The organism is Kocuria sp. LHG3120 (assembly GCF_049897445.1).
Classification (GTDB): Bacteria; Actinomycetota; Actinomycetes; order Actinomycetales; family Micrococcaceae; genus Kocuria; species Kocuria rosea.
Window position 1 is genome coordinate 355,045 of the sequence record NZ_JAFCWG010000001.1, and the last position, 12,961, is coordinate 368,005.

The window sequence follows — 12,961 nt, forward strand, 5'->3', positions numbered from 1 at the left end:
GGGTCCGCGCCGGGCGCCGCCGGGGTCACGCGCTCGGCGAACAGCCCGCAACACGCGATGATCAGCAGGCGAACAACGTTGACCGCCCCCGGGGAGTGTGTGAAGCTGAACGTGTTCTTCGTTCCATGTTTTGCATGCTCGCAGAACGGGTAAGCGAGCGTGACGTTCGACCCTGGCCCTGGTCCTCCTCCTTCGGGAACGGAGACCGCGGCCCTCGGCTCATCTCGTGGTACCGCCCTTCCGTGCACGACCTGTGCACACGTTTCGCACCATCTCGCAAGGAGAGATCTTCATGGCCCAGGGCACCGTCAAGTGGTTCAACGCCGAAAAGGGCTTCGGCTTCATCACCCCCGACGACTCCGACTCGGACGTCTTCGTCCACTACTCGGAGATCCAGTCGGGCGGCTTCCGCACCCTCGAGGAGAACCAGCGCGTCGAGTTCGAGATCGGCCAGGGCCAGAAGGGCCCGCAGGCCACCGGCGTCACGCTCATCTGATCCGCTTCCCGCGCACCGGCTGAGCACAGGAGCCCCGCACCCGTCCCGGGTGCGGGGCTCCGTCGTGCCGGCGTGCTCAGTACGCGGTGCCGACCAGGTGCCGCTCGACGGCGGCCCCCGCGGCCCCGAGCTGCTCCACGAAGTGCTCGTAGCCGCGGTCGACGTGCTGGACGCCGCTCACGTCGGTGGTGCCGACGGCGGCCATGCCCGCGATCACGAGGGCCGCGCCCGCCCGGATGTCCATGGCCTCCACCGGCGCCCCGGAGAGCACCGGCATCCCCGCCACCAGGGCGTGGTGGCCGTCGAGGCGCACGCTCGCGCCCAGCCGTTCGAGCTCGGCCGTGAAGCCCCAGCGGGCCTCGAAGACGTTCTCCGTGACCATGCCGGAGCCCTCGGCCACCGCGTTGAGGGCCACCACGAACGGCTGCAGATCGGTGGGGAAGCCCGGGTACGGCAGCGTGGACACGTTGATCGCCCGCGGCCGCCGCGGTCCGGCGACCACGAAGCGGCCCCCGTCCGTGTCCACGCGGCAGCCCGCGGAGCGCAGCTTGTCCAGCACCACGGTCAGGTGGCCGGGCTCCGCGCCCTCGATCTCCACCGTCCCCCCGGTCACGGCCGCGGCGAACGCCCAGGTGCCCGCGACGATCCGGTCGGGCACCGTCCGGTGCTCCACCGGGCGCAGGGACGCCACCCCGGCGACCGTCACGGTGCTCGTGCCGAGCCCCTCGATCCGGGCGCCCATCGCCTGCAGCATCCGCCCGATGTCCACGATCTCCGGCTCGCGGGCCGCGTTGTCGATGACGGTGGTGCCCTCGGCCAGCGTCCCCGCCATCATCAGGTTCTCCGTGGCGCCCACGGAGGGGTAGTCCAGGCGGAAGTGCGTCCCGCGCAGGCTGCGCGGCACGGACGCCACGAGGTAGCCGCGCTCGATCTGCAGCACCGCGCCCATCGCCTCGAGGCCCGCCCGGTGCATGTCCAGGCCGCGGGAGCCGATGGCGTCCCCGCCGGGCAGGGCGACCTCGGCCACGTGGCACCGGGCGACCAGCGGACCGAGCACGGAGATCGACGCGCGCATCGCCCGCACCAGGTCGTAGTCCGCCTGGTGGTGCAGGACCGCCGGGACGTCGATGCGGACGGTCTTCTCGGCGCGCTCGTAGACCACCCCGCAGCCGAGCCGGCGCAGCAGCTCCGCCATGATCGTGACGTCGTGGATCTCGGGGACGTTCGTGATGGTCGACTCGCCCTCGGCCAGCAGGGTCGCCGCCATCAGCTTCAGCACGCTGTTCTTCGCGCCGGAGACGCGCAGGGTGCCGTTGACCGCGGTGGGTCCGTGCACGACGATCTTCTCTTCCATCCACTCTCCTGGGCGGTCTCGCCGGGGTCCCTGCGGGGCCCCGGGTACGGCCGCGGCCTCCGCACCGGTGGTGCGGAGGCCGCGATGTGCTGGGCGCGCGGGGCGGGGCCCCGCGCGGACGGGCGGGATCAGGCGGCGGCGGCGCCGGGCAGCTCCACGTTGTCCGCCACGATCGTCACCCGGTCGTTGTCGACGAACACGAAGCCGGCGTCGATCGTGCCCTCGAGCCGGGAGCCGTCCACGGGGTCCACCGCGAAGTCGCCGGGCTTGAGGATGCCGGCCACGGCCTCGTGGCCGGGCAGGATACCGATGTCGCCCTCGGACGTGCGGACCCGCACCATCCGGGCGGTGCCGGTCCACACGGCCTGCTCGAGGGAGACGATTTCGACGATCATCTCAGCCATGACTACTTGCCACCGGTCCGCTTCTTGATCTGCTCCCACTGCTGCATGACGTCGTCGAGACCGCCGACGTTGTAGAACGCCTGCTCCGGCACGTGGTCGAACTCGCCCTCGCAGATCTTCCCGAACGCCTCGATGGTCTCGGCGAGCGGGACCGTGGAGCCCTCGACACCGGTGAACTGCTTGGCGGTGTAGGTGTTCTGGGAGAGGAACTGCTCGATGCGGCGCGCGCGCGAGACGACGACCTTCTGCTCCTCGGAGAGCTCCTCGACGCCGAGGATCGCGATGATGTCCTGCAGCTCCTTGTTCTCCTGCAGGATCGACCGGACGCGGATCGCGACGTCGTAGTGCTCCTGGCCCACGATCTGCGGGTCGAGGATGCGCGAGGTCGAGGTCAGCGGGTCGATCGCCGGGTACAGACCGCGGGAGGCGATGTCACGGGAGAGCTCGGTGGTCGCGTCCAGGTGGGCGAACGTCGTGGCCGGGGCCGGGTCGGTGTAGTCGTCGGCGGGCACGTAGATCGCCTGCATCGAGGTGATCGAGTGGCCGCGGGTCGAGGTGATGCGCTCCTGGAGCACGCCCATCTCGTCCGCCAGCGTCGGCTGGTAGCCCACGGCGGAGGGGATGCGGCCCAGCAGGGTCGACACCTCCGAGCCGGCCTGGGTGAAGCGGAAGATGTTGTCGACGAAGAGCAGCACGTCCTGGTTCTGCACGTCGCGGAAGTACTCCGCCATCGTGAGCCCGGTCAGGGCCACGCGCAGACGCGTTCCCGGCGGCTCGTCCATCTGGCCGAACACGAGGGCGGTGTCCTTGAGGACGCCCGCCTCCTCCATCTCGACCCAGAGGTCGTTGCCCTCACGGGTGCGCTCGCCCACGCCGGCGAAGACCGAGGTGCCGCCGAAGTTGCGGGCCACACGCGTGATCATCTCCTGGATGAGCACGGTCTTGCCCACGCCGGCGCCGCCGAACAGGCCGATCTTGCCGCCCTTGATGTAGGGGGTCAGCAGGTCGATCGACTTGATGCCGGTCTCCATCATCTCCGTGGAGCCCTCGAGCTCCGCGAAGGACGGCGCCTTGCGGTGGATCGGCCAGCGCTCGGTGATCTCCAGGGAAGAGGTCTCGACGTCGAGGGCCTCACCGAGGACGTTGAAGATGTGGCCCTTGACCACGTCGCCCACGGGCACGGAGATCGGCTCGCCGGAGTCCTTGACCTCGGTGCCGCGCACCAGGCCGTCGGTCTGCTGCAGGGCGATCGCGCGGACCATGTTGTCGCCCAGGTGCTGGGCGGTCTCGAACGTGATCGTCCGCTTCTCGCCGTTGAGCTCGTACTGGGCGGTCAGGGCGTTGTAGATGCCGGGCACGGCGTGCTCGGGGAACTCGACGTCGACGACCGGCCCGATGACCCGGGCGATGCGTCCCGTGGCACCGCCCGAGACCGGCTGCCCGGCCTGTTCGCTGATGGTGGCAGTCATATCTCTCACTTCACTTGTTCGTGGTGGACACTTGCTGGATCGCCGGGACGGCCCGTCACAGGGCCTCGGCGCCGCTCACGATCTCGGTGAGCTCGGTGGTGATCTCGGCCTGGCGGGCGTTGTTCATCAGGCGCGTGTACTTCTTGATGAGGTCGTCGGCGTTGTCGCCGGCCGCCTTCATCGCCCGCTGCCGGGCCGCGAGCTCGCTGGTGGCTGCGTGCGCCAGGCTCGCGAAGAGTCGGGCGTCGATGTAGCGCGGCAGGACGGCGTCGAGGAACTCCTCGGGGTTCGGCTCGAACTCGAAGGTGCTGTCGGGCTCCTCCAGCTCCTCGAACTCCCGGGCGACCTCGTCGGTCAGCGCGTTGGCGTCCACGACCTCGAGCGGCAGCAGCCGGAGCACCCGGGGCTCCTGGACGACCATCGACTGGAACGACGTGTAGACGAGGTGGATCTCGTCGACGCCGCCGTCCTCGTACGCGGTCTCCAGGTCCTCGATCAGCACCTTGCGCAGCTCCCGCGCACGGTCCGGCCGGGCGTTGTCCGTGTCCCCGGTCCAGTTCCGCTCGTACGGACGGCTGCGGAAGTCGAAGTACGCCTGGGCCTTGCGGCCGATCAGGTAGACCTTGGTCTCCTTGCCCTCCCCGTGCAGCAGCTCCAGCAGGCCCTCGGCCTCCTTGAGCACGTTGGACGAGTAGGACCCGGCCAGACCGCGGTCCGAGGTCATGATCACCACGGCCGACCGGCGCACCTCGTCGGCCCTCGTGGTCAGGGCATGGGAGACGTTGTGCTGGGTGGCGACCTGTGAGACCGCCCGGGTCAGCGCGTTCGCGTAGGGACGCGCCGCCTGCAGACCCTGTCGGGACTTGTTGATGCGCGAGGTCGCGATCATCTCCATGGCCTTGAAGATCTTCTTCATGGACTTGGTCGACGCGATCTTGTTCCGGTAGACCCGAATCTGCGCTCCCATGTGACTTCCTTTCGTCACCGTGCCCGGTGCGCCGCCGCGGCGGCGCACCGGACCGACCGGTTACTTCCTGACGATCCGTTCCTGGTCGACCGCGGACGCGTCGAGGGGCTCGTGCTCCTCGTGGCCCGGCTCGATCCCGTGCTTGGTGCCCCGGAAGTCCCGCTTGACCTCGGCGACGGCCGTCTCCAGCGCGGCGACGGCGTCGTCCTCGAGCTTGCCGGAGCCGACGATGGAGTCCATCACGTTGGTGGTGCGGCGCACGTGCTCCAGCAGGGCCTGCTCGAAGTCGAGCACGTCGGCGACCTCCACCTCGTCGAGGTGGCCGTTGGTGCCGGCCCAGATGGACACGACCTGGTCCTCGACCGGGTACGGGGTGTACTGCTTCTGCTTCAGCAGCTCCATCAGCCGGGCGCCGCGGGTCAGCTGCTGCCGGGACGCGGGGTCCAGGTCGGAGGCGAACATCGCGAAGGCCTGCATCGAGCGGTAGGACGCCAGCTCGAGCTTCAGCGTGCCGGAGACCTTCTTCATGGCCTTGACCTGCGCGGCGCCGCCGACGCGGGACACGGAGATGCCCACGTCCACGGCCGGGCGCTGGTTGGCGTTGAACAGGTCCGACTGCAGGAAGATCTGGCCGTCGGTGATGGAGATGACGTTGGTGGGGATGAACGCCGAGACGTCGTTGGCCTTCGTCTCGATCATCGGCAGCCCGGTCATCGACCCGGCGCCCAGCTCGTCGGAGAGCTTGGCGCAGCGCTCGAGGAGGCGGGAGTGCAGGTAGAACACGTCGCCCGGGTAGGCCTCGCGTCCCGGCGGGCGGCGCAGCAGCAGCGAGACCGCACGGTAGGCCTCGGCCTGCTTGGACAGGTCGTCGAAGACGATGAGCACGTGCTTGCCGCCGTACATCCAGTGCTGGCCGATGGCCGAGCCGGCGTAGGGGGCGAGGTACTTGATGCCGGCGGCCTCGGAGGCGGGGGCCGCCACGATGGTCGTGTACTCCAGGGCCCCGTTGTCCTCGAGGGTCTGGCGCACGCCGGCGATGGTGGACGCCTTCTGGCCCACGGCCACGTAGATGCAGCGCACCTGCTTGTTGACGTCGCCGGACTCCCAGTTGGCGCGCTGGTTCAGGATGGCGTCCACGGCGATGGCCGTCTTGCCCGTCTGCCGGTCGCCGATGAGGAGCTGGCGCTGACCGCGGCCGATCGGGATCATCGCGTCGATGGCCTTGATGCCGGTCTGCAGGGGCTCGTGGACCGACTTGCGCATGGTCACGCCGGGCGCCTGGGTCTCGAGGGCGCGGCGGCCCTCGGCCTCGATGGGGCCGAGGTCGTCGATGGGCGTGCCCAGCGGGTCGACCACGCGGCCGAGGAAGGCGTCGCCCACGGGCACGGAGAGGACCTCCCCGGTCCGCTGGACCTCCTGGCCCTCCTCGATGCCGCGGAAGTCGCCGAGGATCACGACGCCGATGTCGCGGGTGTCGAGGTTCTGCGCGAGGCCGAGGACGCCGTTCTCGAAGCGCAGCAGCTCGTTGGCCATGACCGAGGGCAGGCCTTCGACCCGCGCGATGCCGTCGGAGGCGCTGCTGACGCGGCCGACCTCGGTTCGTTCTGCGGTGCCGGGCTCGTAGGACGCGGCGAATTCGCTCAGCGCGCTACGGACGTCGTCGGCATTGATGGTGACTTCGGACATGTCCTGTCCCTGCTCTCCTAGTTCGTGATCACTGCCGTCAGCGGTGACCGTGAGTCCAAATCTGTGGCGGAACGCTGCGCTGGTCCACCGGCTGCTGCCGTTCGGCCGGTGGGGCGCCCGCCCGCGGCGGCGGCGTGGGCGCCCCCGGCGCTCAGGCGCCGATCCGCTGGCGCAGCTCGTCGAGCCGGGCCGCGACGGAACCGTCGATGACCTCCTCGCCGACCTGCACCTTGAGCCCGCCGAGCAGCGCCGGATCGACGTCCACGGTGAGCTTGAGGTCCTTGCCGTACAGCGTGTTCAGCTGCTGCTGCAGCCGGCCGCGCTGGTCCTCGGTCAGCGGTCGCGACGTGGTCACGTGCGCGATCCACCGCTGCCGGCGGGCCGCCACCTCCTCCGCGAAGCGCTCGACCAGACGGCCGACCAGGGCTCCGCGCGGCGAGAGCACGGCCTGCTCCACGAGGAGCAGTGCCTCGTCCGAGGCGCCCGGGGTCAGCCGGTGCGCCAGTCGCGTCTTGGCCTCGACCCCGGCGCGCTGGTCGCTGAGGGCGCGCTGCAGCTCGTGCGAGCCGTCCAGCACCCCCTTGAACGCGATCAACTGGTCCACGACCTGCTCGAGGCCCTGGAGTCCGGCGCGGTTCTCGGCGGACGCCGCGGTGAGGGACACCCCGGCGTGCTCGAGGGCGTCGGCGAACTCGCGGTCGTCGCTCCAGCGCCGACCGGCGAGGTGCGCGACGATCTCCACGGCGTCCGGGGAGACCTTGTCGGCGAAGATCCGGCGCACGACCTGCTCGCGCCGCGGCCCCTCGTAGGAGGGGTCGGCCAGCGCGCGCCGCAGGGCGCCGTTCTCGTCGAGGATGGCGAGCACGGCGAACAGCTCACGGGCGAGCGCAGGGCTGGCGGAGCCGGCCCAGCGCTCGACCTCACGAGCGCTCTGCTGGGTGAATTCGTTCGCTGCGTCTGCCATTACCGCGCCGCACCTGCGTTCCGCTCCTGCTCCTGCTCGAGGTCGGCGAGGAAACGGTCGACCACCCGGTTGGACCGGGCGTCGTCGTCGAGGGACTCGCCCACGATCTTCGCCGCGAGCGTGGTCGCCAGGGCGCCCACCTCGTTGCGCAGGGAGACCACGGCCGCCGAGCGCTCCGCCTCGATGGTGCGGTGGGCGTTCTCGGTGATGCGCGCCGACTCGGCGTTCGCCCGGTCCTTGAAGTCCGCGAGGATCTTCTCCCCCTCGAGGCGGGCCTCCTCGCGGATCTTCTGAGCTTCCAGGCGCGCGCTCTCGAGCTGCTGGTTGTACTCGTCGCGGGCGGCGGCGGCCTCGGCCTGCGCGGCCTTCGCCTTGGCCAGGCCACCTTCGATGGCCTCGGTGCGCTCACGGTAGACCCGCTCGAACGCCGGCACGACGAACTTGACGACGAGGAAGAGCAGGATCAGGAACCCGATGCCGGTGATCAGCATTTCCCAGACGTTGGGGAAGAGGGGGTTCGCCCCTTCCTCGGCTGCCAGCAACAGTGTCATGTGCGCGATTCCTGTTCTCTCAGAAGGACGTGTACTTGGTCAGGCACTCAGGCGATGAACGCGAGCACGAAGCCCAGAATCGCGAGGGCCTCGACCACGGCGAAGCCGAAGAACAGCATCGGCTGGAGCACGCGCTGCGACTCGGGCTGGCGGGCGACGGACTGCATGTACGCGGCGAAGATCAGACCCACGCCGATGCCACCGCCGATGGCAGCCAGACCGTAACCAATAGCGCTGAGCGAACCAGTCATGAGGGGTATTTCCTTTCTAGGTGCCCGGGGGCCGGGCGTCGTAGCCGTGTCGGCTCTGAACATTTCGAGGATGGACTGCGGGGTCCGGCCGGGGCCGGGGCTGCTCCACCGGCGTCAGTGGCCCTCTTGCAGGGCACCCTGGACGTACACGGCGAAGAGGAGGGTGAAGATGTAGGCCTGGAGGACCTGGATCAGGATCTCCAGGAAGTAGATGAACACGCCGAGCACGGTCGAGCCCAGGGCGACGACGCTGATGGCGCTGGCCTGGGAGAGCAGGTAGCCCGTCATGGACGCCGCGACCATCAGGGCGAGGTGGCCGGCGAACATGGTGGCGAACACACGCAGGGCGTGCGTGACCGGGCGGATGATCAGGTTCGAGAGGAACTCGATCGGGATGAGGAAGATGTAGAGCAGCTTCGGGACGTCCGGCGGCATGGTCATCTTGCCCATGAAGCCGCCGAGGCCGTGGCGCTTGATGCCCATGAAGACCCAGGTGACGTAGGCGATGCCGGCCAGGACGTAGGCGGAGCCCGCGTGGGAGAGGGTCGGCAGCTGCAGCACCGGGATGGAGCCGAACAGGTTGTTCACCAGGATGAAGAAGAAGAACGTGAACAGCAGCGGGACGTAGGGGCGGAACTCCTTCTCACCGATGATGTCCCGGCCGAGGTGGTTGCGCACGAACCCGTAGCCGCTCTCCGCGAGGTACTGCGACTTCGACGGGACGAGCGCGTTGCGGCGGATGGCCCACATGAAGAAGCCGGCGATCAGGACGACCGACAGGAGGATCAGCAGCGTCTGCTTGCCGAACTCGAAGGTGCCCAGCGCGAAGAACGGCGGCAGGTGCATCTCCTCGACGGTCGGGGCGGTGAATCCTCCGGTGGCGGGGAGCCTGATGAGGGCGGCGTTCAATGCGGGTCCTTTCTGCAGTGCTCTGGCCGGTGGTCACGGTCGGGGCGCCGAGTCCGGGCCGGACTGGTGCGGGTTGTGTGGATCTCGCCCATCGGAGGTCAGGCTGCGACGCAACCCCTCCTGCATGTGGAGGTACACGACGTAGATCCCGGAGGCGGCGCCGATGCACGCTCCCAGGACCACGATCCACCGGGTTCCCAGCACGCGATCCGCACCCCACCCTACCAAACTCCAGAACCCCATCCCGATCACCACGTAGAGGAGTGTCGTGAGACCTCCGGAGAGCCCTCCGCCCTCCACGAGCTCCCCCGCGGTGCGCAGTCCGGGGCGCTCCCCGGGCCCGTCCTGCGGGGCCCTGGGGCCCTCCTCCGGCGGGGGCGTCCCGTCCGGGCGGGCCGGGACGTCGCGGTCATCCGCGCTCATGGTCGTCCGTGCTCATGGTCGTCCTGCTTCCTGTCGTCCGGGGTCCTGCCGTCGTGCGTGCCGTCGCCGGCGGGGCCGGGTGCGCCCGGGCCGTCCGGTTGCTCGGCCGCTGCCCGCCGCCGGGCCTCGAGCACCGGCCCCAGGGCGGTGCGGGTGCCGCGGGCGCCGGCGCGGGCCGCGAGCGCCAGCGAGACGACGAGCGCGGCCAGCACCCCGGCCGCGACCCAGCCCGGGACCAGCCAGCCGGGGGCCGGCACGGTGAGCAGGACCCAGCCGAGCAGGAGCACCTTCAGCACGTACGTCGCGGCGAGCACGGGGGCGGCGACCGGCCCGTCCGTCCCGGCGGTGGCCCGCGCCACGAGCACGGTCACCAGGTGGCTCGCGGCGATCAGCCCCGCCCCGAGCAGGACGCTGAGCAGGGCCGCGCTCACGGGCGGGTCCCCGTCCGGGAGCGGACGCCCGCACGGCGCCCGAGCAGCGCGGGCAGCACCAGGTAGAGCGCGAGCACCGCCAGCACGAACGCGCCGGCCACGGCCGTGGCGACGGGCCCCGTGCGCAGGCCCACGACCGAGGCGACGCTGACGAGGACCGTCGCGGCCGTGACGACGAGCGCGGAGCCCGTGTGGGACAGCCCCACGTCGGTGAGCTGCTGGTAGACGTGCTGGCGGTGCGGCCGGTACCAGGCCTCCCCCGCGCGGACGCGGCGGAGCAGGGTCACGGAGGTGTCGGCCACGTAGACCGCGAGCGGGGGCAGGAGGTACTCGACGTAGACGCCGGAGAGGAAGGCCGCGACCGCGATGCCGGCCAGCGAGCCGCCCAGCAGGTAGGAGCCCACGTCGCCGAGGAACACGGTGCCGCGGCCGAGGTTCCAGGGCAGGAACCCGGCGAAGCCGCCCGCCACGGCCAGGCCGGCGGCGATCATCCACGGCAGGTCGTTGGAGGCGCCGGCCCAGGCGTACAGCAGCCCCGCGGCGAGGCCGTGCAGCCCCGAGATGCCGTTGATCCCGTCCATGAAGTTGGCCATGTTCACGTAGGCGGCGATCGCGAGGGTGCCCACGGGCAGCCACCAGGCGGAGGTGCCGAGCACCGCGACCAGGACGGCCGTGGCGGCCAGGCCGATGCCCAGCTGCGCGGCCAGGCGCGCCCGCACGGACACGCCCCGGTAGTCCTCGGCCCAGCCGAGGGCGGCGAACAGCCCGGTCACGGCCAGGACCACGAGCGCGACGGAGCGGTCGACCTCGATCGCGCCGGTGAGCAGGGCGGAGCCGTAGGCGGCGAGCACGGCGAGGGCCACGGCCAGGCCCATGCCCCGCACGACCGTGCGGTGGTGGGAGGAGCGCTCGTTGGGGACGTCGAGCACGCCCCACCGGGCGAGTAGCGGCTTGACGGCCAGGGGCAGCAGGAGGCTGAGCACGAGGGCAGGGACACCCACCGTGAGGACGAGCTCCCCGAGCCGGCGCAGCTCCTCCGGGTCGGGGGCGGCACCCGGGTCGGTGAGGTCGAGCCCGGCGGGGAGCAGCACGACCGGGGCCGGGCTCACGACGCCCGTCCCGAGGAGCTGCGCGGACGCTGGACCGACGTGGGCGGCGGCTGCGTGGACGGTCTGACGACGGGGATCGTGCCCGTGTAGACCATGCCGCCGCGCACCTTCCAGGTGTGCCGGTCCAGCTGGGCGGGGTCGAGGCGGTCGGCGCGCGCGTGGGAGATCTTGGGGTGGAAGGGCCGCTCGTCCTTCTCGCCGAGGCCGATGAGGTCCTCGTGCAGCTTCTCCCCCGGGCGCAGCCCGGTGATCTCGATCTCGATGTCCTCGCGCCCGCTCATCACGCGCAGCCGCTCGGCGATGTCCATGATCCGCACGGGCTCGCCCATGTCCAGGATCAGCACCTCGCCGCCGCGGGCGATCGCCCCCGCCTGGATCACGAGCTGGCAGGCCTCCGGGATGGTCATGAAGTAGCGGGTGGCCTCCGCGTGCGTCACCGTGATCGGGCCGCCCTGCCGGATCTGCTCGGTGAAGAGGGGGAGCATCGAGCCCCGGGAGCCGAAGACGTTGCCGAAGCGCACCGAGACGTACCGGCGCCCGGTGCGGTCCGCCATCCACGCGGTGAGCTTCTCGGCGACGCGCTTGGAGTGGCCCAGGGCCGTGGTGGGGTTGGCGGCCTTGTCGGTCGAGATGTTGACGAAGACCTCGACCTCCGCCTCCTCCGCGGCCTGCAGCACGTTGAGGGTGCCGACGACGTTGGTCTTCCACGCCTCGTCCGGGTACTGCTCGAGCAGGGACACGTGCTTGAGGGCGGCCGCGTGGAAGACCACCTGGGGGCGGCGGTCGCGGAAGATCGCCCCGACGGACTCCGGGTCGCGGATGTCGGCGAGGACGGTGTCGCGGCCGTCGAGCAGGCCGCGCCCCGTGATGGAGATCTGGGTGCCCTGCAGCGCGGACTCGTCGCGGTCCACCATGATCAGCTCGGCGGGCTCGAAGCCGACGAGCTGGCGGCACAGCTCGGAGCCGATGGAGCCGCCGGCGCCGGTCACCAGGACGCGGCGGCCCTTCACGTAGCCGGCGATCTCCTCGACGTCGATGTCGACGGGGCGGCGGCCGATGAGGTCCTCCATGCTGATGTCCCGGAAGTCCGCGCCCTGGTGCTTGGCGGTGAGCACCTCGCCGAGCGGGGGCATGGTCATGACCCGGATCCCGGTGCCGGCCACGGCGTCCGCGACCCGGTGCATGATCCGGGGGTCCGCGCCGGACATCGCCACGATCAGCACCGAGGCGCGGGTGCGGGCCATGACGTCGCGGAGGTCGTGCAGGGTGCCGAGCACGGGCACGGAGGAGATCCGCAGGTGCTTCTTGGCGGGGTCGTCGTCGAGCAGGGCCACGGGCAGGAACTCCGAGTGCGGGTCCTGCATCATCCGCTGGATGAGGAAGGTCCCGAGGTAGCCGGCGCCGTAGACCACCACGTGCTGGGCGGAGGCGCCCGGACGGGCGGAGGCCTCCTGGTACATCCGCTTGAGGTAGCGGAAGGCGGCCATGAACAGGCACGCGAAGGGGAACGCGATGAGGGCGGTGGAGCGCGGGATGCCGATGCTCGTGCCCACCACCAGGAGCAGCACCTGGACCACGGCCGTGACGATGAGGGTGACCACCACGAGGAGCTTGGCCTCGTCGAAGCTGCCGAAGGAGTACCGCCCCTTGTACAGGGCGAAGGAGAAGCCGACGACGAGCTGGGCGGCCACGGCCACGAGGGACACCAGCAGCAGCCCGGGGGCGCTGATGAACTGGAGCTCCATCTCGTAGCGCAGCACCAGGGCGAGCACGAGGGCCACGACCCAGGCGACGGAGTCCAGCAGCATCTGGATCCACAGCCACGCCACGGGCCTGTCCTGCGGGGCGCCGCGGGGCGGGAACCCCGCGGCGGGACCCCCGGGGGGCACCGCCGTGCCGGCGGTGCGCTCGGGCGAACCACTCATCGCAAGAGTTCCTTTCGTGGTC

The 12,961-nt window shown here is 70.8% G+C and carries 14 protein-coding genes; 1 reads left to right on the plus strand and 13 read right to left on the minus strand.

The window, feature by feature from the left end; translation table 11 throughout:
* The first annotated feature begins 292 nt into the window (after nucleotides 1-292).
* On the plus strand, nucleotides 293-496 hold the full coding sequence (locus ACP7CD_RS01665) for a cold-shock protein (protein ID WP_017833253.1): 204 nt from the start codon (nucleotides 293-295) through the stop codon (nucleotides 494-496).
* A 76-nt stretch (nucleotides 497-572) separates the two neighbouring features.
* Here the strand turns inward: ACP7CD_RS01665 and murA are convergent, their stop codons facing one another.
* The 13 genes from murA to ACP7CD_RS01730 form a co-directional block, all read right to left on the minus strand.
* A complete protein-coding gene (murA, locus tag ACP7CD_RS01670) occupies nucleotides 573-1,850 on the minus strand; it encodes a UDP-N-acetylglucosamine 1-carboxyvinyltransferase (protein ID WP_017833254.1) in 1,278 nt (425 codons plus the stop codon).
* A 128-nt stretch (nucleotides 1,851-1,978) separates the two neighbouring features.
* Nucleotides 1,979-2,254, minus strand: a complete 276-nt coding sequence (locus ACP7CD_RS01675; protein WP_031282932.1) for a F0F1 ATP synthase subunit epsilon — start codon at nucleotides 2,252-2,254, stop codon at nucleotides 1,979-1,981.
* A gap of 2 nt (nucleotides 2,255-2,256) precedes the next feature.
* Nucleotides 2,257-3,723, minus strand: coding sequence for a F0F1 ATP synthase subunit beta (atpD, locus tag ACP7CD_RS01680; protein ID WP_017833256.1), 1,467 nt, complete (start codon nucleotides 3,721-3,723; stop codon nucleotides 2,257-2,259).
* Between the two features lie 55 nt (nucleotides 3,724-3,778).
* Nucleotides 3,779-4,690: a F0F1 ATP synthase subunit gamma gene (locus ACP7CD_RS01685; protein WP_017833257.1), complete on the minus strand. Its 912-nt coding sequence runs from the start codon at nucleotides 4,688-4,690 to the stop codon at nucleotides 3,779-3,781.
* A 60-nt stretch (nucleotides 4,691-4,750) separates the two neighbouring features.
* Nucleotides 4,751-6,376: a F0F1 ATP synthase subunit alpha gene (gene atpA / locus ACP7CD_RS01690; RefSeq protein ID WP_017833258.1), complete on the minus strand. Its 1,626-nt coding sequence runs from the start codon at nucleotides 6,374-6,376 to the stop codon at nucleotides 4,751-4,753.
* A 151-nt stretch (nucleotides 6,377-6,527) separates the two neighbouring features.
* Complete coding sequence (locus tag ACP7CD_RS01695) at nucleotides 6,528-7,340, minus strand: F0F1 ATP synthase subunit delta (RefSeq protein WP_017833259.1); 813 nt, start codon at nucleotides 7,338-7,340, stop codon at nucleotides 6,528-6,530.
* Entirely contained in the window at nucleotides 7,340-7,891 is a 552-nt protein-coding gene (locus ACP7CD_RS01700; protein WP_031282934.1) for a F0F1 ATP synthase subunit B, read from the minus strand. Before ACP7CD_RS01700 ends, ACP7CD_RS01695 begins: the two co-directional genes overlap by 1 nt.
* Nucleotides 7,892-7,938: 47 nt before the next feature.
* Nucleotides 7,939-8,142 (minus strand): ATP synthase F0 subunit C, encoded by a 204-nt coding sequence (gene atpE / locus ACP7CD_RS01705; RefSeq protein WP_017833261.1) that lies wholly within the window; start codon nucleotides 8,140-8,142, stop codon nucleotides 7,939-7,941.
* Nucleotides 8,143-8,256: 114 nt separating this feature from the next.
* Nucleotides 8,257-9,051, minus strand: coding sequence for a F0F1 ATP synthase subunit A (gene atpB / locus ACP7CD_RS01710; RefSeq protein WP_017833262.1), 795 nt, complete (start codon nucleotides 9,049-9,051; stop codon nucleotides 8,257-8,259).
* 33 nt (nucleotides 9,052-9,084) lie between these two features.
* A complete protein-coding gene (locus ACP7CD_RS01715) occupies nucleotides 9,085-9,474 on the minus strand; it encodes an AtpZ/AtpI family protein (RefSeq protein WP_426118594.1) in 390 nt (129 codons plus the stop codon).
* A complete protein-coding gene (locus ACP7CD_RS01720; protein WP_426118596.1) occupies nucleotides 9,471-9,905 on the minus strand; it encodes a hypothetical protein in 435 nt (144 codons plus the stop codon). The genes ACP7CD_RS01715 and ACP7CD_RS01720 overlap by 4 nt, the downstream gene beginning before the upstream one ends.
* The gene (locus ACP7CD_RS01725) at nucleotides 9,902-11,014 is read right to left on the minus strand and encodes an MraY family glycosyltransferase (protein ID WP_229588636.1); all 1,113 of its coding nucleotides are present in this window, start codon (nucleotides 11,012-11,014) and stop codon (nucleotides 9,902-9,904) included. The genes ACP7CD_RS01720 and ACP7CD_RS01725 overlap by 4 nt, the downstream gene beginning before the upstream one ends.
* Complete coding sequence (locus tag ACP7CD_RS01730; RefSeq protein ID WP_017833266.1) at nucleotides 11,011-12,939, minus strand: polysaccharide biosynthesis protein; 1,929 nt, start codon at nucleotides 12,937-12,939, stop codon at nucleotides 11,011-11,013. Before ACP7CD_RS01730 ends, ACP7CD_RS01725 begins: the two co-directional genes overlap by 4 nt.
* Nucleotides 12,940-12,961: the final 22 nt, after the last annotated feature.